The organism is Chryseobacterium sp. GW823-FHT05E08 (assembly GCF_058795655.1).
This window is the reverse complement of record NZ_JBXAHY010000003.1, coordinates 576,112-599,753: the sequence shown is the minus strand read 5'-3', so window position 1 is coordinate 599,753 and position 23,642 is coordinate 576,112. Positions and strand designations below refer to the sequence as shown.

20 protein-coding genes and 15 tRNA genes are annotated in these 23,642 nt (G+C 32.6%); 34 read left to right on the top strand and 1 reads right to left on the bottom strand.

The window, feature by feature from the left end:
* Positions 1-277 precede the first annotated feature (277 nt).
* The 32 genes from AC1Q7L_RS13170 (at position 278) to AC1Q7L_RS13015 (ending at position 19,980) form a co-directional block, all read left to right on the top strand.
* A complete protein-coding gene (locus tag AC1Q7L_RS13170; RefSeq protein WP_492306318.1) occupies positions 278-943 on the top strand; it encodes a hypothetical protein in 666 nt (221 codons plus the stop codon).
* Entirely contained in the window at positions 921-1,484 is a 564-nt protein-coding gene (locus AC1Q7L_RS13165; RefSeq protein WP_410692828.1) for a DUF4919 domain-containing protein, read from the top strand. The genes AC1Q7L_RS13170 and AC1Q7L_RS13165 overlap by 23 nt, the downstream gene beginning before the upstream one ends.
* Positions 1,485-1,495: 11 nt before the next feature.
* Positions 1,496-2,629, top strand: coding sequence for an AAA family ATPase (locus AC1Q7L_RS13160; RefSeq protein WP_492306317.1), 1,134 nt, complete (start codon positions 1,496-1,498; stop codon positions 2,627-2,629).
* Positions 2,602-3,345 (top strand): hypothetical protein, encoded by a 744-nt coding sequence (locus AC1Q7L_RS13155; protein ID WP_492306316.1) that lies wholly within the window; start codon positions 2,602-2,604, stop codon positions 3,343-3,345. Before AC1Q7L_RS13160 ends, AC1Q7L_RS13155 begins: the two co-directional genes overlap by 28 nt.
* The gene (locus AC1Q7L_RS13150) at positions 3,336-5,705 is read left to right on the top strand and encodes a hypothetical protein (RefSeq protein ID WP_492306315.1); all 2,370 of its coding nucleotides are present in this window, start codon (positions 3,336-3,338) and stop codon (positions 5,703-5,705) included. The genes AC1Q7L_RS13155 and AC1Q7L_RS13150 overlap by 10 nt, the downstream gene beginning before the upstream one ends.
* Positions 5,695-7,410, top strand: a complete 1,716-nt coding sequence (locus AC1Q7L_RS13145; RefSeq protein ID WP_492306314.1) for an APC family permease — start codon at positions 5,695-5,697, stop codon at positions 7,408-7,410. The genes AC1Q7L_RS13150 and AC1Q7L_RS13145 overlap by 11 nt, the downstream gene beginning before the upstream one ends.
* Entirely contained in the window at positions 7,403-8,425 is a 1,023-nt protein-coding gene (locus tag AC1Q7L_RS13140) for a tetratricopeptide repeat protein (RefSeq protein WP_492306313.1), read from the top strand. Before AC1Q7L_RS13145 ends, AC1Q7L_RS13140 begins: the two co-directional genes overlap by 8 nt.
* A gap of 38 nt (positions 8,426-8,463) precedes the next feature.
* Positions 8,464-8,718: a hypothetical protein gene (locus AC1Q7L_RS13135; protein ID WP_492329386.1), complete on the top strand. Its 255-nt coding sequence runs from the start codon at positions 8,464-8,466 to the stop codon at positions 8,716-8,718.
* Positions 8,719-9,512: 794 nt separating this feature from the next.
* Positions 9,513-9,585, top strand: a tRNA-His gene (locus AC1Q7L_RS13130).
* Between the two features lie 97 nt (positions 9,586-9,682).
* Positions 9,683-9,756 (top strand) — tRNA-Ile (locus AC1Q7L_RS13125).
* Between the two features lie 7 nt (positions 9,757-9,763).
* Positions 9,764-9,837, top strand: a tRNA-Lys gene (locus AC1Q7L_RS13120).
* Between the two features lie 97 nt (positions 9,838-9,934).
* Positions 9,935-10,008: transfer RNA gene (locus tag AC1Q7L_RS13115), tRNA-Arg, on the top strand.
* Positions 10,009-10,015: 7 nt separating this feature from the next.
* Positions 10,016-10,087: transfer RNA gene (locus AC1Q7L_RS13110), tRNA-Asp, on the top strand.
* A 68-nt stretch (positions 10,088-10,155) separates the two neighbouring features.
* A tRNA-Pro gene (locus tag AC1Q7L_RS13105) sits at positions 10,156-10,227 on the top strand.
* A 6-nt stretch (positions 10,228-10,233) separates the two neighbouring features.
* Positions 10,234-10,306 (top strand) — tRNA-Glu (locus tag AC1Q7L_RS13100).
* A 93-nt stretch (positions 10,307-10,399) separates the two neighbouring features.
* A tRNA-Met gene (locus AC1Q7L_RS13095) sits at positions 10,400-10,473 on the top strand.
* An 8-nt stretch (positions 10,474-10,481) separates the two neighbouring features.
* Positions 10,482-10,553: transfer RNA gene (locus AC1Q7L_RS13090), tRNA-Asn, on the top strand.
* A 565-nt stretch (positions 10,554-11,118) separates the two neighbouring features.
* A tRNA-Tyr gene (locus AC1Q7L_RS13085) sits at positions 11,119-11,205 on the top strand.
* 89 nt (positions 11,206-11,294) lie between these two features.
* Positions 11,295-11,366, top strand: a tRNA-Glu gene (locus tag AC1Q7L_RS13080).
* Between the two features lie 108 nt (positions 11,367-11,474).
* Positions 11,475-11,548: transfer RNA gene (locus tag AC1Q7L_RS13075), tRNA-Leu, on the top strand.
* 90 nt (positions 11,549-11,638) lie between these two features.
* Positions 11,639-11,714, top strand: a tRNA-Phe gene (locus AC1Q7L_RS13070).
* Positions 11,715-11,799: 85 nt separating this feature from the next.
* A tRNA-Gln gene (locus AC1Q7L_RS13065) sits at positions 11,800-11,872 on the top strand.
* An 8-nt stretch (positions 11,873-11,880) separates the two neighbouring features.
* Positions 11,881-11,951 (top strand) — tRNA-Trp (locus tag AC1Q7L_RS13060).
* Between the two features lie 117 nt (positions 11,952-12,068).
* Positions 12,069-12,554, top strand: a complete 486-nt coding sequence (locus AC1Q7L_RS13055; protein WP_492306311.1) for a ribonuclease H-like YkuK family protein — start codon at positions 12,069-12,071, stop codon at positions 12,552-12,554.
* 105 nt (positions 12,555-12,659) lie between these two features.
* Positions 12,660-13,031, top strand: coding sequence for a cyclic-phosphate processing receiver domain-containing protein (locus AC1Q7L_RS13050; RefSeq protein ID WP_492306310.1), 372 nt, complete (start codon positions 12,660-12,662; stop codon positions 13,029-13,031).
* Positions 13,031-13,588: a DinB family protein gene (locus AC1Q7L_RS13045; protein WP_492306309.1), complete on the top strand. Its 558-nt coding sequence runs from the start codon at positions 13,031-13,033 to the stop codon at positions 13,586-13,588. The genes AC1Q7L_RS13050 and AC1Q7L_RS13045 overlap by 1 nt, the downstream gene beginning before the upstream one ends.
* A gap of 135 nt (positions 13,589-13,723) precedes the next feature.
* The gene (locus AC1Q7L_RS13040; RefSeq protein ID WP_492306308.1) at positions 13,724-14,737 is read left to right on the top strand and encodes an RNA ligase, Rnl2 family; all 1,014 of its coding nucleotides are present in this window, start codon (positions 13,724-13,726) and stop codon (positions 14,735-14,737) included.
* Positions 14,738-14,931: 194 nt separating this feature from the next.
* Positions 14,932-15,876: an MBL fold metallo-hydrolase gene (locus tag AC1Q7L_RS13035; RefSeq protein ID WP_492306307.1), complete on the top strand. Its 945-nt coding sequence runs from the start codon at positions 14,932-14,934 to the stop codon at positions 15,874-15,876.
* 24 nt (positions 15,877-15,900) lie between these two features.
* Positions 15,901-16,464, top strand: coding sequence for a metallophosphoesterase family protein (locus AC1Q7L_RS13030; protein ID WP_492306306.1), 564 nt, complete (start codon positions 15,901-15,903; stop codon positions 16,462-16,464).
* Between the two features lie 90 nt (positions 16,465-16,554).
* Positions 16,555-17,100, top strand: a complete 546-nt coding sequence (locus AC1Q7L_RS13025; protein ID WP_492306305.1) for a 3'-5' exonuclease — start codon at positions 16,555-16,557, stop codon at positions 17,098-17,100.
* A gap of 109 nt (positions 17,101-17,209) precedes the next feature.
* The gene (locus AC1Q7L_RS13020; RefSeq protein ID WP_492306304.1) at positions 17,210-17,761 is read left to right on the top strand and encodes a 3'-5' exonuclease; all 552 of its coding nucleotides are present in this window, start codon (positions 17,210-17,212) and stop codon (positions 17,759-17,761) included.
* A 1,121-nt stretch (positions 17,762-18,882) separates the two neighbouring features.
* Positions 18,883-19,980 carry a slipin family protein gene (locus tag AC1Q7L_RS13015; RefSeq protein WP_492306303.1) on the top strand — a complete coding sequence of 366 codons (1,098 nt, stop codon included), beginning with the start codon at positions 18,883-18,885 and terminating at the stop codon, positions 19,978-19,980.
* Positions 19,981-20,345: 365 nt separating this feature from the next.
* Here the strand turns inward: AC1Q7L_RS13015 and AC1Q7L_RS13010 are convergent, their stop codons facing one another.
* Positions 20,346-20,792, bottom strand: a complete 447-nt coding sequence (locus AC1Q7L_RS13010) for a VOC family protein (RefSeq protein ID WP_492306302.1) — start codon at positions 20,790-20,792, stop codon at positions 20,346-20,348.
* 315 nt (positions 20,793-21,107) lie between these two features.
* On the opposite strand from AC1Q7L_RS13010, the gene AC1Q7L_RS13005 reads away from it, so the two are divergent.
* Together AC1Q7L_RS13005 and AC1Q7L_RS13000 are read left to right on the top strand one after the other, a co-directional pair.
* Positions 21,108-22,625 carry a TROVE domain-containing protein gene (locus AC1Q7L_RS13005; RefSeq protein ID WP_492306301.1) on the top strand — a complete coding sequence of 506 codons (1,518 nt, stop codon included), beginning with the start codon at positions 21,108-21,110 and terminating at the stop codon, positions 22,623-22,625.
* Between the two features lie 53 nt (positions 22,626-22,678).
* Entirely contained in the window at positions 22,679-23,377 is a 699-nt protein-coding gene (locus tag AC1Q7L_RS13000) for a hypothetical protein (protein ID WP_492306300.1), read from the top strand.
* Positions 23,378-23,642 lie beyond the last annotated feature (265 nt).

The window sequence follows — 23,642 nt, the reverse complement described above, 5'->3', positions numbered from 1 at the left end:
AAAGCAATCTCAAAAAAATATTACTCATTACTTATTTTTTTGAAGCAATTTCCCGCTTTCCACTATATCTTTTTTGTTACGGCCTCCGCTTCGCTCCGGCCGCAACAAAAAAGGATGCCGTTTCAATCGGGGCTAAAGTATTGTAAAAAAAGCTGCTTAAATCAAACCTAACAGGTTTTCAAAACCTGTTAGGTTTCTTATTCCGAACTGAAATTAATTAACAATAACTTGCGACGCAAAATTCACAATTCACAAATAATATTTTTATTTTTGTTAGATGCTGGAAAACACCTCCCCATTTTTAGACACCTTATTTCTTCTCCGAAAAGATGAATGCATCACGATTTTTTCAGATATAAAAGAAATTTCAAGAAAGGAAGAACAAGATGCATCCGATTATTTTGAAAGCGAATTTGAAAAAGAAAGGCTGGAATTTTTATCAGATCAAATAAACTGCAATAAAGAAACAGCAGTTTGGGCAGGAAAAATAGTATATCACAGTGCTCAATTGTATTTAATTCGTAGAGATACAGCAAAGGATTTAAATAAATTGATTCCATCATATAAAGGAGCAAGAGACATTTCTTCCATACTTTCAGCAGATTTATCGTTAAGGTTTTTACCGCAAATTGTTGACGGATTACAAATTGCAGATGCAGAAGATCCTTTGATTAAAATGTTGGAAAATATTTTATCACAATTTCATTATTCAGCAATCGGATCTGACATTGATTTAGAAAAAGTAAATTGGGAAGAAGAATTAAAAGACAAAACTTACCGAAAACTATATCTCGAAAGAATTGTAGAAAAGAAAGCATATAAATTGGCTGAAATTCCGTTTATTAACAACTTATTGATTGCAGAATTTGGACTGCATAAAGATGCTTTTTGGAGAGAATTAAAAACAATAACCGAAGAAAATGAGAGAAAAGACAGTATTTGATTTTGTGGCAGACCCCACAAAAGAAAATTTTCTGAAACATAGAGAATTAATTATAACCAATCCCGATTATGACCCTTATTCTGATGATTTAGATATCATGGAAAAATTATATGAGAATAAAGAATACGATAAACTGAATTATTATGTTACGATTAATGTACTGCTAAGCCCAAGAGCTCATTTTAGAAAATATTTTTCTTTAAAGCAGATTGGAAATACAAAAGCTGCAGAAAGCGTAATGTTTATCTGTCATAATATTCTGAGTTGTATGGAGAAAACGGGAGATGGATCAATAGAGAATCCATACATTGTTATTAGGGTTTCTGATGAAAAGGATTTCATGGAACTTCATTTGAAAAAAAAATATATCCAACAAAGATTAATTCAACATGAAGATAAATATTTGGATGTTTTAACACTAGAAGACGGATCCGAAGTCCATTTTGATATTACTGATGCTTACCAGAGATCAATTTTTCTCTCTAAAAAAAGAAAGGAAGAAGAGGAAAAGCCAAAAAATAAAAAATGGTGGAAGTTTTAAAATTTTAATCAATGACTCAAAATATAAATAAATTAAACACAGTTCTTAATTACGTTAAGGAAACCTTCGTCGGCAAAAACGACGTAGTAGATTTACTGGGAATCTGTTTATTAGCAAGAGAAAATGCCTTTTTGTACGGACCTCCCGGAACCGCAAAATCTGCGATTGTAAGAACCTTAGCAAAAACAGTGAAAGACGGAAAAAACTTCGAATATTTATTAACCCGTTTCACAGAGCCAAATGAAATTTTCGGACCTTTTGATATCAGAAAATTAAAAGATGGTGAACTTTTAACCAACACAGAAGGCATGATGCCGGAAGCGTCAATGGTTTTTCTGGATGAGATTTTTAATGCCAATTCTGCAATTTTGAATTCACTTTTGATGGCTTTGAATGAAAAGATCTTCAAAAGAGGAAAAGAAACAAAAAATCTTCCTGCACTAATGTTTGTGGGAGCAAGTAATGTTCTTCCTGAGGATGAAGCTTTGAACGCGTTGTTCGACCGTTTTTTGATCAGAATTAATGTTGATTATGTGCATCCGGATCTCCTTCAACAGGTACTTTTAGCTGGAAGAAAATTAGAAAATAATATTGAAACAGAAGCGCCTGAGATTCTTTCAGATGAAATCAGAGAACTTCAAAGTTTGTGTAGAAATATAGATCTGAAACCGATTTATGAAGTCTATTTAAATACAATTATCAGTCTTCGAAATACAGGAATTGCAATTTCTGACCGTCGAGCGGTAAAACTGCAAAATTTAATTGCAGCAAGTGCTTTGATTTGTGGCAGAAATGAAGCGATTCTTTCTGATATTTGGGTATTGAAACACATTTGGGATACAGAAGAACAGATTGAAATTTTAGAAGGAATTATCAACCGAACCATCGAAAAAGATGAAGATCCTAAATCTCATCCTCAGGCCTTACAAAACAAGACGCCGAATCCGGAGGAAGTAATGAAAGATGTAAAAATTTTAATTGATAAATGGGAAGGCGGAACTTTAAGTTTTGAAGAGCAAAATGTTATTAAAGATAAATTAAGGTATCTTCAAACGCGATGCGACTGGATCAGAAATCCGGAGCAAAAACAATACATTCAAAAAGAAATTGAAAGTCTATGGCAGAAGATTCTTCAAACCGTATAAAAGAATTTTGGGCAGAACTTCCCCGAGCTGATGAAGATTTTCTGGGCTCCATTCGTGACTGGAAAAATATTCAGATCGCTTTGGAGGAAGATGTAATCTGGTTGAAAAACTTTACCGATGAACAAGCCGATTCTGCGGAAATTCAGCAATTGCCCAACTTTTTATTATACGAATTAAGAGACGGATTATTGTTCCGAAAAAATGCTTTAGTTCCAACTAAAAAAGTGAGAACGGCTTTGCTGTGGACGCCAATTGATAAAGCTTTACGTTTGACTTTTCCACCTTCCAATCATAATTTTTTTGGAATTGATGAAAAAGTAAAAGTCAACTTAAAATCAAGTGAAGAAGAACAATCTGCAACAGCTTTATTAAGTTCTATATCTAAAATTAAAGACTTTATTTTAGCAACTCCAAAATTCAAATTAGACCAAATTGAATGGATTGTGATGGAAGATAAAGCCTTATTTCTCGGAACACCCTTATTAAGTTTTCCGGGAAAAACATATTGGACGAAAGACGGGCATCTTTTACCCACAGGTTTTGATTTTGAATTTAAAAATTTGAGCTCATTACTTCAAAAAAAGTATAATGAAAATGGAGATCAATGGCTTGTATGGAACGAAAACGGAAGTTATGTTTCAATTAATAAAAATGATTTCCGAAAACTGTCGGTAAGCTCGTTTCGTCTCACTGAAAAAGCACAAGAATGGATGTAAAAGAATATTTTCAGTCATATGAGCATTATTTCTGGGAATGGACAACTGATGAAGATGTTCCTGATAATACTGGATATAATGAAAATAACCTTATTTATTTTACAGGAATAGGAGCAGTCGCTTATCGACCTTACGTAATTGAAGTTTTAAAAGAACTAAAATATCAAGGATTTCCACCTTTTGGTTCACTTCTTATGGTATTATTCGTTAGCAATGATACTCATATAGATTTAGGAAACTTTATGATGAATTCTAATGTGAAAATTGAAATTAGTGGAGTTTTTCATTTCCTAAAAAATATAAAAGAGCTAGACCCTATTTATAAAAAAGGAAGAAACAGAATAATTTTGTTGCAAACGCTTTTTAAAGATTGTCATAATATAATTTCTCCAGGAAATTCAGAATTGATATTGAAAAGATTTGAAAAAAGACCAGATAAAATCTCAGACTGTGCAATTAAACAACCTTTTATTAATGCTCCAGTTAACAAAGATTTTCAGACTTTAAAATTACTTTATCAAAAATTCCCTACTACAGAGTCTATTGTTGAAGCTATGAAAGGTTTTAATGATATTCCCGAATTGGACGTCGAAGTAGTACAGGAAGAAACAACCATTGAAACCAACAAAGACTTTATTCAGGAATTAATTGAAGATCCAAAAACCTTTCAGGTTGGGAGCTTAATAAAAAGAATTTGGAGCGGTCTTAAAATTCCAATGCGTCATCTTTCTCCCGGTGAACAACCGATTGGAGGAATTTCTGATATGACCAACAAAGGCGAATTATCAAGAATGCTTTTATCTGAATTTGCCAATGAAGATGAGATTTTCATGAATCGGGTTGCCAATAATGAAGCCTTGTACATTCAGCGTGAAATTCCGCCTGAGGAAAATATTTTTGAAAGAATAATTTTAATTGATACTTCCCTTAAAAATTGGGGCACGCCAAAGGTTTTGGCCTTTGCTTCTGCCATTGCGGTGATCAAGCATCCGAAAGCACATTCTGAGTGTAAAGTTTTTGCGTTAGGACAAACCAATGTGCTTATCTCTTTAGATAAAGTGGAGGAAGTGGTTGATAATTTAAATCAGGTAAGTCCGGTTTTAGAAGTTTCACCTGCTTTGGATAGATTTTTTCAGGAGGAACATAAAGAAAAAGATCTGGAGGTTTTCTTCATTACGCATCAGGAAAACTTGGCGAACGAAAATATTCAACGAACGATTCACGAAAATAGAGATCGATTAAAATTTTTAGTCACCACTTCGGCGGATGGAGAATTAAATTTCTACAAACATCATAAAGGAACAAGAAAGCATGTTCAAAAAATAATTCTTCCTCTTAAAGAATTATGGGCAAATCCGCCACAGAGAAGAAAGAATAGAGATCATGATACTTCGTTAAGTGGAAAAAAAACAGATCTTCCACTCAATTATCCGATTTTATTTCCAACTCCGACTTATAAAATTGCTCAATTTTTATATGAAGGTGAATTTTTCATTTTAAGCAATAAAAAACAGTTGTTAAAGACCTATCTTTCTGATAATTATTATAATAGAGATTATTACGATTATTATAAAACTTATCATGGAAGTGAAGTTTTGATTGAAAATATTTCTGTAAAACCCAAAGGACAGTTCGCTTTGGCGAAAAATAAACAACAACAATTTATTTTATGTCAATATCAACCGGATAAGAAGTTGATTTCTAAATTAAATTTAAGTACAAAAGAATATTCAGAGCAAAATATTACAGGTTTAAATATTCCTATCGGGTTTAATCTAGTTTATTTTAATAAAAATTTTTACTTGTATCAATCTCGAATTCCAGATGTTTTTAAGATAAATATTGAAGGAAATATTTCAATTGAGCCTAAGTTTAGTAATGATTATGAGATTGAAAAAAACTGTTCAAAGGTTGAAGCAGAAGTTTCAAGATTAAATTTCAGTGGAATTAAAATTCTGGGTAATTTCAGTAAAATTGGAATTAATACAAAGGGTAATTTAGTCGTTTCTGGAAGTGAATTAAACAAGAATTATGAAAATTCAATAAATTTCATCAAAAATAAGTTTGAAATTAAAATTTTCGCAGAGCAAAATAAAAACAAATTCACTTTTCCTGATGGTAGCGAAATCATTACAGATTCCCGCGGAATGTTGACCTTTAAAAGCAGTAACGGAAATGTTCCGACGTTTTATATACCCTCTACAGAACAGGGTTTCTTGTCGTTGTCGACTAATGTAGAATTTGGTGGTTCAGAATATTATCTGCCCGAAAATACATTGTTGAAAGTGAAAAAAATGGAAGATATGTATCTTGAATATCTCGAAAAGTTTATTAATCAAATTTTGGAATATGGAGCTTAGAATTAAACCTTTTCCGAAAAATAATTATCCTAAAAAAGGACTTTTAATAAAAGGTTCTTCACCATCGATTTGGCTTCACGAGATGGAAATTTTAGGAATTGATTTAAACGAAATTCAGTCATTTCCGATTCCTTCCAACGAACCGAATATTTTGTATGGATGTTTTTTAATTTTTGATAAAAATACACCAACTGAAATTGGAAAAAATTCTTATTTCCAATGTTTTGATAATAAATTATTCATTCCTGAAAACACGATTTTTTATCCTAAAATAAATCCTGAAGACTGGCAAAATATAGATGCTGAATATCTCATTATGCATCCCGAATTTGGTTTGGTTAAATTATCAGAACAAATCGATTGGATTTCATTAATTCAATATCCTGAAAAATCAAATATTACTGTTCGAAAACCATCAAACGGCGTAAAAATTCCTCAAAAAATTGAGAGTTATACTGTTGAAATGGACGATGAAAAAATTCTTGAAGCTCTTGAAAAACCACAGACAGAAGAAGAATGGATGAAAAACCTGCCTTTCGACCTGAAAAAAGTGATGGCAGGAAATAAAAAAGAAGTTGAAAAATATTTAAGTTATATCGAAAAATATCCCGACAGAGCGGTAGAATTAGGAGTTCCCCTCGATGTGATGGGAACTTCCAGAGGTGACGGTTTCGGTAAGTTTAAATTTCAGAATTCATGGCTCGGTAAATTATTCGGTGGAAATTCTTCAAATGATGAAAAATCTACTTATTCTCAAAAATACCGTTGGATATTTTTTGTGTTTTTAATTGTAATCGGTTTGTTTAGAATATTCATTTTTTTGAATAAAGAAAAACCTGTACAAAACCCTCCGATGCCTTCATCAGGAAAGGTTTCCGAAGTGGATAAAAACATGATGAATCCTGTTGTCGCCTATCAATCCGGTGTTACGGATATTGATATGAAGATCGATTCTATGTACGGAAGAGAAAGACGTGGGTTGATGGACGAACACATGAAAGCATCATTACATCTTAGCAATCGAGATAACGGAAAAAGCTATGAAGGATATTTAAAGAATGGTGGTAAACCGATTAATAAAATTCAGGACGAAATTTTCAAACTTAATGATAAAACAGATGTTTCAAAAGATTCATTAAAGAAAGTTTACAGTAAAAAAATAGTAAAATACTTAGCTCAAAGCGAAGAAAAATTCAAGAAAAAAATTACAGATTCTCTTAACAAAATAAGTTCAGGAAAACCAGCCGATCAGGGAATTGTAAAAACAATATTGAAAAAGAAACAGGTTTTAATTGAAGATTCTTTAGGTCGACTTTACGGGACAAAAGAATATATTGAACCACCAATTGATCCGAACAAAGCAAAAAAAGTGGAAACATTGCAAAAAGAAAAACCTTATTCAAAATATAACATTTCTTTTTCTGAAATTATTTGGTTAATAATTTTCATGACAGGAGTTGTCGGACTGTATTCTTTTATCGTAAAAAGAAAATCCTTGAATATTGGAGGTGATAATGTCCCAAGTGGAATTAAAATTTTTCTGATTATTGTTCTTGTCGCTTTGTTAGCATATATTTTCTATCCTTTGATCGAAATGTTTGGCTACAATTGGTTTGTTTGGCTTCTCATTATTGGAGTTGTATTGCTTCTTTACAGGCTTTTCAGTGAAGATAAAACTATTTTAAAATCAGATAAAGATGAATAAGCAGAAGTTTATAGACAAGTTCATGGCGGCATTTTTTATTCTGGTGATCATTAAGGTTATCGGGATTTTGGCTCAGCTTTTTCATCAGAGTTTTTGGAGTGTTATCGGAACTTTAGTAATTTTTGCGATTGTTGCTTTCATCATTTTTATAGTCCTGATTCGTTTGGAAGAGAAGGAAAAAGAAAAACAATCTTCCGGTCGTAAAGGTGGAGCAGGTGGCGGAAATTTCTATCTTGAACCTTCACTTTTTGATAAGATTAGAAGTAAATATGAAGACCTAGCGCAAAAATATATCGACGAAAAAGATTACAAAAGAGCTGCAAAAGTGTATATGAATCTTCTTCGTGATCATTATCGTGGAGCCCAAACATTGGAAGATGGCGGATTTTATAATGAAGCAGCAGTGATTTATCTTAAAAAACTTAGAAATAAATCGGAAGCTGCAAACTGTTACGAAAAAGCAAAACAACATAGAAAAGCAATCGATCTTTATAAAGAACTTGAGCAAAAGGAAAAAGTAGGCGATTTATACATTGAAATTCATGATATAAAAAATGCTCATACTTACTATCAAATGGTAGTTGATGATTATGTAAAAAATAATCAGATGGTAAAAGCTTCTTTAATATATCGCAAAAAAATGGAAACACCGGAAGCTGCTCAACAGATTTTATTAAAGGGTTGGGAGGAAAATAAAGATGCTTTTAATTGTCTTAATAATTATTTCGCCAATATTTTTGATGTGAAAAAACTAGACAGCGAAATTCAAAATTTATATAAGAAAACTCCATCAGATAAAAGGAATATCTATCTGGAAGCTTTGAAATATGAGTTTAAAAAAGATGAAAAATTACAATCAACCACAAGAAATATAGCTTACGAAATTATAGCAGAAAAAGTGAATACCCATTCTGAAATCGTAAATGAGTTGAAACATTTCAATCCAAAAGATGAAATTATTTTGAAAGATATTTCCAGGTTTAAAACTGGGAGAAATAAAATGTTTAGGAATTAATTGTAATTAAAATAAAAGATTTTTAAATGGATAACACGATGAAATATCTTTATTTAAAGCATGAAGGTAAAAATGCTTTTGAAATTGTGAATGAAATTATATCATCTGGAAAAACGCAACTATTTGCAGTAAAAAAAATAAGAGAAATATTTCCTCATCTTTCTTTAATTGAAGCAAAAGAGATTGTAGTCATTTCCACTTCGGAGTATAAAAGTTTATACGATTTTCAAGGCAGCCTATTTCCAGATCTTGAAGAATTAGATAAATTGATAAATGAAGAAAACGGGAATTAGAATCAGTGAAAAACTGTTGATTTAAGTTCCCAAAGCCATCGGTACAAATGTAAAATCACCAACAAATTAATAAAAAGATTTATCTTTGCGACAACAAAATTATGACAATACAAAGAGCACATATCAGTTTAAATCTATGCGATCGCCCGTCAATAAAGGGATCGTTTGGATATGAATGGATGATATGGAATGAAGCGAAATGTGCTTGCTTTGGAAATTATTTACTGTAAACTCGTAAAAATTTAATCAAAATACCACAAAAACGCTTCGACAATCGAGGCGTTTTTTGTGTTTTTAGGTCAGAAATTATTTAGAATGAAAAAAAATAACCATAAAAGTGAAAATTATTTAATAAACAATGAACATTTAATACGATAAATAAGCGTGATAAGTAAACCCGATGAGAGACAGTCATTTAGGTAATTAAGATATCTGTAAAATATTACGGACAGAAATTCTTTACTCCAAATGTAAGGTTTAATTAATTGATTTTCAATTGGTTGAAATAAAAATAAATTTGCGAGTTAAAAAAAATCACATTTACTTTGCAACCGAAAATTGAAAGCAACAGAGTTTTCAACATTTCAAAAACTTTTTAACATAACAAGAATATAATGAAACAATTACATAACATATCTAATCAGTATTCAAGACTACACGGACAAGAGCCGATGGGATGTGCATGTATTCTTGATAGTGAATTTGTGGATAAAAGGTGCTTATATAAATGCGTCAGTTAATAAACTGATACGTCAAAATATAGAGCGCCTCCCAAAAAGAGGCGCTTTTTTTATGGTTTCTTTAGCTTATTTGGTAAAGCGTCGGTCTGTGGCACCGGAGAACAGGGTTCGATCCCCGGAGAAACCCAAAAATGTGAATGGTCAATAGTGAATTTTGATTCGTAGGTGAATTAAAATTGACAAGCAAAGCAAATTGACAATTGACTATTCACAAGTTTAAAAACAATCGCATAGCTCAATTGGTTGGAGCATCGGTCTGATACGCCGAAGGTTGAAGGTTCGAGTCCTTCTGCGATTACAAAAACAATCTCATAGCTCAAATGGTTAGAGCACCGGTCTTTTAAACCGGGGGTTGAAAGTTCAAATCTTTCTGGGATTACTAAAAAGTGAATGGTCAAAGGTGAATTTTTACTTCGTAAGTGAATTTAATATTGACAAGCAAAGCGGATTGACAATTCACTATTCATATTAACTAAGGTTCCGTAGCTCAATTGGATAGAGCATGGGTTTTCTAAACCCAGGGTTACAGGTTCGAGTCCTGTCGGAATCACAAAAAAGGTCTATTGAGGTAATGGCTAACCTGCCTGACTGTCGCTCAGGCACTGCGAGTTCGATTCTCGCATAGACCGCAAAGATTCATGGATAATTTCCGATCCGACTGTCTCTCGGAAAAGAATTTTGAAATGAATCTGCAAAACTGGAAAGATAACGGTGGTTGTTTACCCGTCTTGGACGCGGGAGGTCGCAAGTTCGAATCTTGCTTTCCAGACAATTTGCTCCATTCGTCTAATGGTTTAGGACGGCTGCCTTTCGAGCAGTAAATAAGAGTTCGATTCTCTTATGGAGTGCAGTAATGTGAATGGTTAATAGTGAATTTCACTTCGTAAGTGAATTTGAAAATTGATAGCAAAGGGAATTGATAATTGGCAGTTCACATAAAAGATTTCGTAGCTCAATAGGTTAGAGTATCGGTTTCATAAGCCGAAGGTTGAAGGTTCGAGTCCTTCCGAAATTACAAAAATTGATTTTGTAGCTCAATGGTAGAGCACCGGTCTGTTAAACCGGAAGTTGAAAGTTCGAATCTTTCCAGAATCGCAAAAACTAAATGTTAATTGTTTCAAAAGAGAAAAAGAAAAGGTTTGTCGAGAGCAGAAGATCTTTACGCCAAAAACACAATACAGACAGGCTTTTTCTTAACTCACTTGAGGCTGGAAGATTGAAGTTTTAAACATAATATAAATTTTTAGGTAAAATAAAGTTTGTCACAGCGCAGAAGTTCTTATATCAAACAAAAATTAAGACAGGCTTTATTTTTTTAATGAAAATTTTAAAATTTTAAAGAGAAAGAAATATCAATTATCATTTATTCTTTCTTATCAATTATAAATAGAAAACGATGGTTCGCCGAAGTGGAAGAGTCGGGGTGGTCTGCAAAACCGTTGTGAAAACTGAGTGGGTTTGAATCCCATAACCATCTCAAATAACTAAAATGAGATTAGTTCCGAAGAAAAAAAGAGTTTGTCGAGCGAAGAAGTTCATATATCAAACTAAAAAAATAATGACAAGCTTTGTTTTTCTTCACAAAAAAGAAGTTAGATGCTAGAAATTAGAAGTAGAATGAAAATCATTTATCTCTTATCAATTATCATTTATAAAAAAGGGAAGTACGCCGAAGTTGGAGAGTCGGGGCAGACTGTAAATCTATTGCTTCATTGCTGAGTAGGTTCGAATCCTACTACTTCCACCATAAAAATCAGCTGATAATGTAACGGCAGCATGCAGGAAATGTACTCTTGTTGTTTAGGTTCGATTCCTGGTTGGTTGATTTTTTTTAATGCTCCATTCGTCTAACGGTTAGGACGCCTGCCTTTCGAGCAGAAAGCAAGGGTTCGATTCCCTTATGGAGTACAAAATATGAGTAATAAGTAATGTGCAATGAGTAATTATTGCTAGTATAAATTATTAAGTATGAATTTATATTATTAATTACACATTACTGATTACTTATGAAAATTTGCGGGAATGGTGGAAATGGTAGACACACTTGATTTAGGCTCAAGGTTTTGAGGGTTCGAGTCCCTTTTTCCGTACAAAAGCATAATTGATAAATTATCAATAATAAATGATAGAAGCAACAATGGTATCATTTATAACTTATCAATTATCATTTACAAAAATTTGGAAGAGTGGTGTAGAAGGTCTGCACGTTAGTCTGAAAAACTAAAGGTACAGGTTCAATTCCTGTCTGTTCCGCCAAAATATGAATAATAAGGAATGTACAATGAGTAATAATAAAGCATGAAAAATATTACTAATTACCTATTACTCATTATTAATGAATTGATTCATAGTGTAATTGGTCAGCACACAAGACTTTGACTCTTGTTGTTCAGGTTCGAGTCCTGATGAATCAACAGAAATTGCTTCGATAGTGTAATGGTAGCATCTCAGTCTCCAAAACTGATGGTATTGGTTCGAGTCCAGTTCGGAGTGCAAAACGGTGAATAGTCAATCGTGAATTTTGTATCACAAAATTGATAAGCAAAGCGAATTGACTATTCACAATTGAAATTATTAACAAATAAGTATTTAAACAAACATGTAGAAAAAATGGAAACGCAACAACAAACATGGCAAAATATGACTGGAAAATTTTTCCAACATTCTATCACACAATTGGTAGAAGAAGCCATCATCCGCGAACAGGCAAATGGACACCGACTGAAAGTGTGTGTGGGTTCAGACTCCCACGTTTATGGTGATGCCATTAATTATGCTACGGCAGTGGTCTTTATTCGTGAGGGAAAAGGAGCGTTTACCTTTATCAGAAAAGAAAGAGAAATACAGAGTATCAGTATCAAAGAACGAATGTTGAATGAAGTCAACAAATCTGTTGAAATCGCCTATGCAATTTGCTCTATTCTGGAAACTTATGATGTGGAAATGGAGGTACACGCAGACATTAACACCGATCCGGATTTTAAATCCAATGTTGCTTTGAAAGATGCAATGGGATATATTCTGGGAATGGGATATGTGTTTAAAGCAAAACCTGACGCATTTGCAAGTTCCAATTGTGCTGATATGATGGTGTAATAAATTTAGCTGGAAGCGGGATGTAGGAAGCTGGAAGTTTTTTGAAATGTATATAAACTTTCTGCACCCAGCTCCCAATTTCCAACCAAAAAAATAAATAAAGCAATGGAAATAACAAAAAGATTATTGTTTCTGGATGATATAAGATATCCGATTGAGGCATATCATTATACAAAACAAGATATTTTCCTCAGAAAAGACTGGCACATCGTTCGTAATTACGAGCAGTTTGTCAATAGGATTTTGGAAAAAGGACTTCCAGAAATGATTTCTTTTGACCATGACCTTGCAGATGAACATTATTTAGAACCAAATTCTCAGGAATTTGTTGAAAAAACAGGTTACGATTGTGCAAAATGGTTGGTAGAATATTGTATGGATAACTATTTGGACTTACCAAAATTCTACTCCCACTCAATGAATCCTGTTGGAAAGGAAAGTATTGAAGGACTTTTAAACAACTTTAAAAAATTGTAATGGACATTTTTAGATTAATTCAAGATATAAAAAAGCATTTGAAACTCAGTTTTGATGAGGTTGACAGATGGTTTGATAAAGATAAAGCAACGTTGAATTATCAGCCTTCAAACGGAGGTTGGACGGTTCAGCAGATTTTAGAGCACGTTTATCTTACAAACTTTTATTTGTTGATTCTTATTGAAAAAGGTTCAAAAAAAGCAATGCGAAATTATCTTAATCTTGATTTAAATCTTGAAATTGAAAATTACAGTTTCAATAAAGAAAGGTTTGAAAAAGTAGGTGAACACGGAGCTTTTGAATGGATTAGACCAGAACATATGGAGCCGAAAGGAGAATTAAATTTAGATGAAATCAGAAGTTTAATTTCTCAACAATATCATCAATGTTTAAATTATTTAGACTTGATGAAAAACGGCGAAGGTCTTCTCTGCAAAACAACAATGACCGTGAATGAACTGGGAAAAATCAATGTATATGAATACATTTATTTCCTTTCACTTCACGCTCAAAGGCACGTTACTCAGATGAAGAATAACGAATTAGAAGTAAGTTAAACTACAAATGAAAATCTTGGATTTTCTCTTATGTATACTTGATGTTTTCAAAGTGTTAAGCTTTAAAAACTTAAGTGTTCTTAAGTGTTAAATCTTTTGTCTCTTTTGTGGTTAAAATAATTAAAAATTAAAAAAATGATTTTCAAAACATATAACTCTATAGAAAATGCTTACCAAACCCGCGTGATCGATCAGATCAAGTTGCAGGGTTTTGGGGATGAGGTTTTCATTGTACAGGAAAAAGTTCACGGTGCTAATTTCTCTTTCTTTACCGATGGAAAGGAAATTAAGATTGCCAAAAGAACCGCTTTCATTGAAAAGGATGAAAAATTCTATAATGCACATCAAATTTTAGAACGTTATAGAAAAAACGTAATTGATGTCTTCGAAAAAGTGAAAAGTATTTACCCTGATTTAGAAACCGTGGTTATTTACGGTGAATTGTTCGGTGGTGGTTACAAGCACAAAGAAGTTGAGCCCATAAAAGATGCAATAAAAGTTCAAAAAGGTGTTGAATATGCGCCTTACAATGAATTTTATGCATTCGATATTAAATTGAATGGAACAACTTATTTAGATACAGATTTGGTCAACCAAATTTTCGAGGAAACCGGATTTTTCTACGCAAAAATTTTGTTTCAAGGTACTTTGGATGAAGCTTTGAAGTTCCCTAATGTTTTCGATTCTAAAATTCCGGCTTGGTTGGGATTACCTGAAATCGAGAATAATATGTGTGAAGGAACTATTGTTAAAACTTTGAAAACCAGATATTTTGGAAACGGTTCAAGGGTCATTTTAAAAAATAAAAATGAAAAATGGGTCGAAAAATCTAAAATGGTTAGAAAAGATAAACCGACTCAAAAAGAAGTTCATTTTGGTGAAAAGGCTCAGGAAATTTGGGAAGAAATCCAAAAATATGCAACTGTAAACAGGTTGAATAATGTTGTTAGCAAGATTGGTGAATTTGAACCCAAAATGATTGGAAAAGTCATTGGTCTTTTCTCACAGGATATTTTTGAAGATTTTGAAAAAGATTTCCCGAAAGTTTTCACAACTATAGAAAAAGACGAACATAAAAGAATCAATAAAAAATTGAATTCTTTAGTAATCGACTTTATAAAAGAAGAGTTGATGACTCTTAAAGTTTAGTTTCGGTAATTTATTATCGAAACTTTTTTATGTATTTAACAAAACCATAAAATAATCAATTTAATATGCAGAAGGTTTGTCATTCTGACGAAGGAAGAATCTATTTTCGTAATATTAAAGTAGATTCTTCACTCCACTTCGTTTCATTCAGAATGACACTGAGAATGATTAATTGTGGTAAAAAATAAAAAGAAATGTTACAGGCAGAAATAAAAAGTCTTTTAAGAGAAGACATCAGTATATTAATAAAAATTCCCAATTCAGGAAAACATTATTTGTGTGATTGCGGTGAAGCGAGTTTACTGACAGTGAAAGAAATACAGTCGGTCTCAGCAATATTCATTAGTCATACTCACATTGATCACTTTTCAAATTTTGATGGAATTTTCAGACATCAAATTGGAAGTGGAGAAAAAATTGTGATTTGCGGACCGAAAAATATTCATTATCAAATTGAAGCAAGGTTAAAATCTTACACTTGGAACTTAATTGATGAAAATGCAATTGAATATGAAATTCGTGAGATTGTTTCAAAAGAAGAAATCAATGTCTATAAAATTCGTCCACCACATTGGAATCTTGAATTGTTAACAACTCAAAATTTCCTTTTTGAAGATGAATACATGAATGTTGATTTTGCAATTCTTGATCACAAAACAGATTCCATTGCTTATCTGTTTAAACAAAAAGATTCAGTTACTTTTAATGAAAACGCTTCCGAATTTAAAAAAGGAAAATGGATCAGCGAATTGAAAACAGCTTTTGAAAACAACGATTCCGACAAAGAAATTGAAATTGAAGGAAAGATTTATAAAGTTTCAGATCTATTTCATTTTTTGACAAGAAGTGAAGGTTACAAATTAGGAGTAATTATGGATCATGCCGTTTGTGAAGACAATTATGAAAAAATAAAAACTGTTTTCAATGGAGCAGATATGGTCTATATAGAAGCATTTTACAAAGATGAAGATCAGGAATTTGCAAAGCTAAATTATCACAGTTTCGCATCTGCATCAGGAAAAATTATGAATGAATGTGAGGTGAAAGAAGCCATCCCGATTCACTTTTCCAGAAGATATACGGAAAGCGATAAACTAGAAATTGAAACTGCTTTTTATAAAGCATTTCGAGAAAATTAATTAAAAATTTAAACAAGACAAAAAATGAAACCCAATATATTTTTTACAGCAGACCATCATTTTGGTCACGAAAATATTATAAAATTCTCCGAAAGACCTTTTGAGTCTTTAGAACAGATGAATGAAGAACTCATCAAAAGATGGAATGAAAGAATTGCAGATGGTGACACTGTCTATCATTTGGGCGATATGAGTTTAGGAAAACCTGATTTTACTAAAGAAATTTTAGATAGATTGAACGGAAACATCCATTTAATAAAAGGAAACCATGAAGGTGCAACATTGACTTATCCTAAACGATTCGCTTCCATTCGAGATTATCATGAACTGAAAATTGATGAACCTGAAAATGACAATGGCAAACAGAAAATTATTCTTTTTCATTACGCAATGAGAACCTGGAATGGCTCACATCGTGGAGTTTGGCAGCTTTACGGGCATTCACACGGAACTTTGCCGGATGATGAGATGGCATTGAGTATCGATGTGGGTGTAGACTGTCATAATTTTTATCCAATTTCTTACGAAGAAGTCAGGGAATTAATGAAGAAGAAAAAATGGACTCCACCTTTTGCACCAAGAAATTAATAAGATGGAAGTCTGAAGTTGGAGGCTGGAAGTATATTGCACACCGTAAAAACTTCCTGCTTCCAACTCCCATCCTTTAAACCAAAAAACATGAAAACAACAAACACAATATTAATCATCGACTTAGAAGCCACATGTTGGGAAAACGACAGAATTCCCCCTGGACAAAAAGTCGATATTATAGAAATAGGAATTTGCGAATTAAACGTAACAACAAAAGCAATTTCCAAGAAACAAAGCATTTATGTAATTCCAGAAAGGTCTAAAATCAATAAATTTTGTACAGATTTAACAGGAATTACTCCACAATTAATAAAAGAAAAAGGAATTCATTTTGAAGAAGCCTGTGAGAAAATAAGGAATGAATACAATTCTCCCACGCTTACTTGGGCAGGTTTCGGAAACTTTGATAAAGAGCAGATCATGGAACAATGTGATTATCTCGGAATCGAAAATCCTTTTTCTGAAAATTATATAAATGTGATGAATCAATTCAAAAACTATCATGGACTTCATAAAATGATGGGTTTAAAAAGAGCCCTAAAGTTCTTCAATATGGATTTTGAAGGAAATCATCACAGCGGAGCAGACGATGCTTACAATGCTGCCAGAATTCTAAGAAAAATTTTGGAATAATAATTTTGGTAAGGAAGATTGGAGCGGGAAGCGGGAAGTTTTTTTGCAGTGCATAATTCACTTCCAGCCCCCAACTTCAAACTTCGAACCTTTTAAAACATTTAAAAAAGTGAAAACAACAGACAATATATTAATTATAGACCTCGAAGCCACGTGTTGGGATGACCGCCCGCCGAGAGGTCAGGAAAGTGAAATCATAGAAATCGGAGTTTGCATAATGGATGCAAAAACCGGTAAGATTTCGCAAAATGAGGGGGTTTTAGTGAAACCTCAATATTCAAAAGTAAGTCCGTTTTGTACGGAACTGACTTCCATTACTCAGAAAATGCTTGATGAAGAAGGCATTTTACTCGAAGATGCATTAGATATTCTGAGAGCAGAATATGATTCAGAAGACCTGACTTGGGCAAGTTATGGGAATTACGATTTGAATATGCTTCAAAATCAGGCAAGAAGATTCAATGTCGATTATCCTTTGAGTGATGATCATATTAATGTGAAAACATTATTCGGCGAATTGCATCCAACCGTTCGCAAAAGTGTCGGAATGGCAAGAGCTTTAGGCGAACTGAATTTCAAGCTTGAAGGCACTCATCACAGAGGGGTGGATGATGCGAAAAATATTGCAAAGATTTTGCATTGGTGTTTACTGCAAGATTAATGTAACAATTTAGCAATTTAAAAATGTAACAATGACTCCCTTTCCAAAAGGGAGTTTTTTATTGACATAGGAAAATGGAGCGTTAAGAAAATTAATTCTGTGAACGTTAAGAAAATTCTACTGTTTGAGCGCGAGACCAATATTGAATCGAAGAACCAATGCCGAATTCGCGCGAGTTTTAGAATTTTTAGAGAACAGAATTAATTTTTAGCGTAAGTTTCCAAGTCTTGAATTTTTGTTTCTTTTGTTTCAAGACAAAAGAAAATTAAAAAAAATATATTAAAAATATTCTACGCAGAAACATTGCGCAATACACCCTTTACTTTGCATCATCAAAATAAAACAACACTAAAATTTTTAAAAACAGATTTTAGTCAAAATATCAGGCAAGTCTTGTTGAGTGTTTCTGTATAGCATCATTGCAGGAGAATTTGTTGAGAGACATTATTGATTCTGTTCAACTTGACTTGAAGGTTTCAGGAGTTTGCCAAAAAACTTCTACCATGCGCTATATGTCGAAGGTTCGAATCCTTCTATTTCCGTAAGGGAATATAACTCAGTTCGGTTAGAGTAATAGCTTTTTTGGATGCGAGGGTTCGACTCCCTCCCTCACTTCGAATGAGGTAGCTCAGTTGGTTAGAGCACTACACTGTCACTGTAGGTTGAAAATAGACTCAAAATCTATTTTTTATTAGAGTTTTGAATGTTTCTCACTAAAAAAACATTTTGTAACGGGAAAATTTGAGTTTTTTTCAGTTGTTGAATCAACATTTTGAAAAAGCTTGTAAGAAAAGATTTTTTCTGAAAATGAAATTCAGTTGATGAATAGTTAATAATTAGATTGAATTTTCTAAGAAGGACGATTTTCCGCGTGAGCGATGGTAACGGATATCCTTTTTTGTTCGCAAAAAAGATAGAAGTGAACGTAGCGACCCGAGTTGTTGCTTTCAGCGATGGTAAGGGACACGCCCAAGATCTGATTCATTAGAAAATAGGTTTAAAAATAATATTCTGAATTGAATGGAATTTCATGAAAAACTTTCCTTCCGCCATTTTTGGAAGAGAGAATCTCGAATTTTTCCTTTTTTAATTAAAATTAATAACACTTAAAATAAAATATGATGTTTAAAAATGTACAAATTAAAGCATATCAGATTGGTTTGGTCTTCAAAAACCGAAACTTAATTGAGATCTTAAAACAAGGTAATCATTGGATTCTCGGAAATAAATCCGTGGAAATTCATGAAATGAAAAATCCATTTAAAACAACAGAGGATCTGAATCTTTTATTGAAAAATGAAAGTTTGAATTCAATGGTGGAAGTCATTGACGTAAAAGATGGTGAAATCGTTTTGGTACAGGAAAACGGAATATTCAAAGAAGTGTTGAATGTTGGTCAATATGCTTTCTGGAAAGGTATTTTAAACAGAGAATTTCAAAAAATTGACTTGACGAAAGTTGAGATCACAGAGAAAATCTCTAAAACAATCCTGGAAAATATGAAGTTGAAAAATTTCACAAGAAAGTTTGTGGTGACGAATCAATATAAAGGATTATTGTTAATTGACGGGAAATTGACTAAAGTCTTAGAAGCCGGAACTTACTACTTCTGGAACAACGAAATTTCTGTTGAGGTAAAAGCTATCGATACTCGTATGCAGCAAATGGAAATTGCTGGTCAGGAACTTTTGACGAAAGATAAAGCGATGCTTCGTATCAATTTCTATGTGCGTTTTCAAGTGGAAAATATTGTAAAAGCCTTGATGGAAAATAAAGAATATGATAAGCAATTATATATTTTGATGCAATTGGCTTTGCGTGAGTTCGTTGGAGCTTTGACGTTGGATGAATTGCTTGTGAAAAAAGATTCTGTAGGAAAAGAAATCCTTGAAAATCTTGGAAACAAAGCAGAAGATCTAGGTCTGAAAGCTTCTGACGCCGGAATCCGTGACGTGATCTTGACCGGAGAAATGAAAGAAATCATGAATCAGGTTTTGATCGCCGAGAAAAAAGCTCAGGCAAACAGCATCATGCGTCGTGAAGAAACAGCTTCCACAAGAAGTTTGCTGAACACCGCAAAATTGATGGAAGAAAACGAAGTCCTGTGGAAACTGAAAGAAATGGAATATATGGAGAAAATCGCCGACAAAATTGGAGATATCACCGTTTCCGGAAACAGTAATATTCTTTCTCAGCTGAAAGAGATCTTCGCAAAATAAAACTAATAACCATTATTATAGAGATGGGTTTTGTGAGAACAAAACCTGTCTTGTTTTGAAAATTTAAAGAGTCCCAAAGGGACGATTTATCAAAGGATTGGATGATAATCCAATTAATAAAATAAAGTAAAAACAGCCTTGTAGCTTAAAAGGAAAAGCCTACGGCAAAATATTGCTTACCGTAGAGTTTGCGGATATTCCGGTTAGACCTGCGCGGACTAATGGGTAGAGTTTACAGAAGCACCGAAAATCTTCGGAGAAGTAGGAAAGCGTATTTACAGCCGCAATGCCAATAGGGAATGTGAGTTCGAATCTCATCAAGGTTACAAAAAATCGACAGATCTAAATTTTAGATTTGTCTTTTTTTATTTGTTTTCCAACCATTTTTCATAGGAAATGACTCCAAACTCAGGTTTTCCTTCTCCTTCCAAAATCGAAATAAATTCCAGTTGATTTCCATCCAGATCATTAAAATAAATCGCTAACGCAGGCATCCACGCAAAAACCATTGGTTCATCAATTCCGTCTTTTAAGAAATTGTACGGCTTTAAATTTTTATTTTTTAAAAACTCAACGGAATAATTCAGAATATCTTCTTTATCTGCCGAAAAAGCAAAATGTCTTGTTTGCAAATTTTCTTTTTGCTCCCACAAACCAAGCATGGATTCTTTATTTTCTCCAATCCATAAAAATGCAATTCTGCGACTTTCTTCTTTGTGAGCAAATTCTAATCCTAAAACTTTAGTATAAAATTCTATTGCATTTTCCAAATTACTTACCTGTACGTGAGTTTCATATAATCCTTTTATCATAGCTTAAATTTTAATCAAGACAAAGCTAGACAACTGATTTCCAAAAAATCCAAATTAGCAATTCCTTTATGTAAAACGAATGATAGATTTTATCTAAACACAAATCACACTAGTACTTTCACAAATATCACAATCAATCATTCGTGTTTTTAGTGCAAAAATTTGTGTCATTAGTGTTTAAAAACGAAAAATTTAAAAAATATTCACAAAAATAGTTACTACGCAAAAACATTGCGCAAAAGCATCCTTACTTTGCATAAGAAATCAGAGAGGAAGGTGATAATCTCCAAATGTTTAACAAAAAAAACAGTAACCATGAAATTTAATTTTTTAAGAAAAGAGAATAAAGTAGTCATGAACTACGAAGGTGCAAAAGCTTATACAATGACACCTGCAGAAGAACTATACAGTGCTGTTGTTACAACAGGATTATCAAACACTTCATATGAAAAAGGTAACGACAGATTGACAAGAATTCAATCTTTGATTCTGAAAAATGATCCTGAATTCGTTGCAAAATTGGCGATCTATGCAAGAAAAGATATGTATTTGCGTTCAATTCCATTGGTTTTGACGACCGAATTGGCTAAACAAACTTCAGGTACAGACTTGGTAAGCAGAACCGTTGACGGAGTTATCCAAAGAGCAGACGAAATCACAGAATTGCTGGCATATTACCAATTAGCCAACGAAAGAACGGATACTAAAAAATTGAATAAACTTTCAAAACAAATCCAAAAAGGTTTGGTGAAATCTTTCAATAAATTTGATGAATATCAATTCGCAAAATACAACAGAAAGGCTGAAGTAACTTTGAAAGATGCTTTGTTCTTGGTTCACCCAAAAGCAAAAGACGAAAATCAACAGGCAATTTTTAATAAAATTGTTGACGATTCGTTGGAAACTCCATACACTTGGGAAGTTGAACTTTCAGTGTTGGGTCAGACAAAATTTGCTGATGAAACAGAAAGAAAATCAGCTTTCAAAAACAAATGGGAAGAATTGATTTTCAGCAACAAACTAGGTTATATGGCAACATTGAGAAACCTTAGAAATATTTTGGAAGCCAACGTTTCTTCAGACGCGATGTACAAAGTTTGCAACTATTTGTCGGATGAAAAAGCAGTGAGAAATTCAAAACAATTGCCATTCAGATTTTTGGCGGCGTATAGAGAATTGAAAACGATTGATTCAAAATATACTTCGTCAATCTTGGAAGCATTGGAAGATGCTGTGATGGTAAGTGCAAAAAATATCAAAGGTTTTGGTTTCGAAACTTCGGTTGTGATTGCGGCAGACGTGTCTGGTTCGATGCAACAACCTGTTTCTCCGAAATCTAAAGTATTGTTGTACGATATCGGTTTGTTAATGTCAATGATGTTGCAGTCGCAGTGCAAAAATGTGATCTCAGGTATGTTTGGTGACACTTGGAAGAGAGTTCCGATGCCTAAAAATGGTATCCTGAGAAACGTAGATGCATTCTACAAAAGAGAAGGTGAAGTGGGTTACTCCACAAACGGTTACTTGGTGATCGAAGATTTGATCAGAAAAAGAGAAAAAGTGGATAAAGTAATGTTGTTCACCGATACTCAGCTTTGGGATAGCAACGGTGGTAGAAATTCTTTTGAAAACTCATGGAATCAATACAAAAGTATCAATCCGAATGCAAAATTGTATATTTTTGATTTGGCAGGTTACGGAAAACAACCGTTGGATGTCAGAAAAAATGATGTATATCTTATCGCAGGTTGGTCCGACAAAATTTTCGATGTATTGAATGCTTTGGAAGACCGAAAATCAGCGGTAGCAATGATAAAAAAAGTAGTGCTGTAAAAGGCACTGCTTTTAAAAATAAAAAACTAATAACCAATTTTTATATTAAGATTATGAGTGAAAATTTTAATGATTCTGCAAATCAGTCAATTGAAAGTTTTACTAATCAATTAGATGCTATTCAAAAAATCAATAGTTTAGTTAATGAACATTTTAAAACAAATTTTAATACTATTGATGACAAGATTTATATTGAGCAATTAGATTTTATGATATCTGTAAGTGATATAAGTTCATTAATAAATATTGCTAATCTTGATTTATCTGTTATAAGTAAATTCTTATGCAACCCTAATTGCTCTTCAAGCAACTGGGAGAGAATTTTTTTTACTAAAAATGCTTGTTTGACAATTTTTGAAACACTTAAAACATTTGAAAAGTATAGAAAATTTCTTCATGATGTAGCTTCAACGAACTTTCCAAATCTAAAACAAGACTTTAATAACATAAATAATTTAATTAAAATTTTTAAAAAACAATTTGATTATGACGGTAAAATAAGCTTTATCAGAAATAATGTAAGTGGACATATAAATGATAATGTAGAATTGTATTATAAGACAATACAAAGTTTTAATGAAGATGAAACTATAAAGATGATTGATAACTTCTTTTTCATAACATATAGCCTTCATACTTTTCTTATAACTATTTTAATGCAAGATGAAATAAAGGAAAAAATGGAAAATATTAAAAATATTGCGAAAGAAAGGGTACCTGATTTAAGCGAAAAAATGAAGTCATTAAAATAAAGATTGCTTCGTCATTTCATTTCTTGCAATGACTAAAAAATAACCGATGCCGTAAGAAAAGAAATCCTTCGACTTTTAATTGAATATGAGTCTTTTCACAAATTGCTCGGTTTTAAATAACCAATGTCGTTACCATAAGAGTTTCATCGTCAAACTTCCAATTTGAAAAATATTCAAAAACTTTTATAAATTGTTACTTGGTTTTTAAAATAAATTTCAACTGCGTAAAAAGAATGCGCACTAACGCAATAATTTTGCAACAACA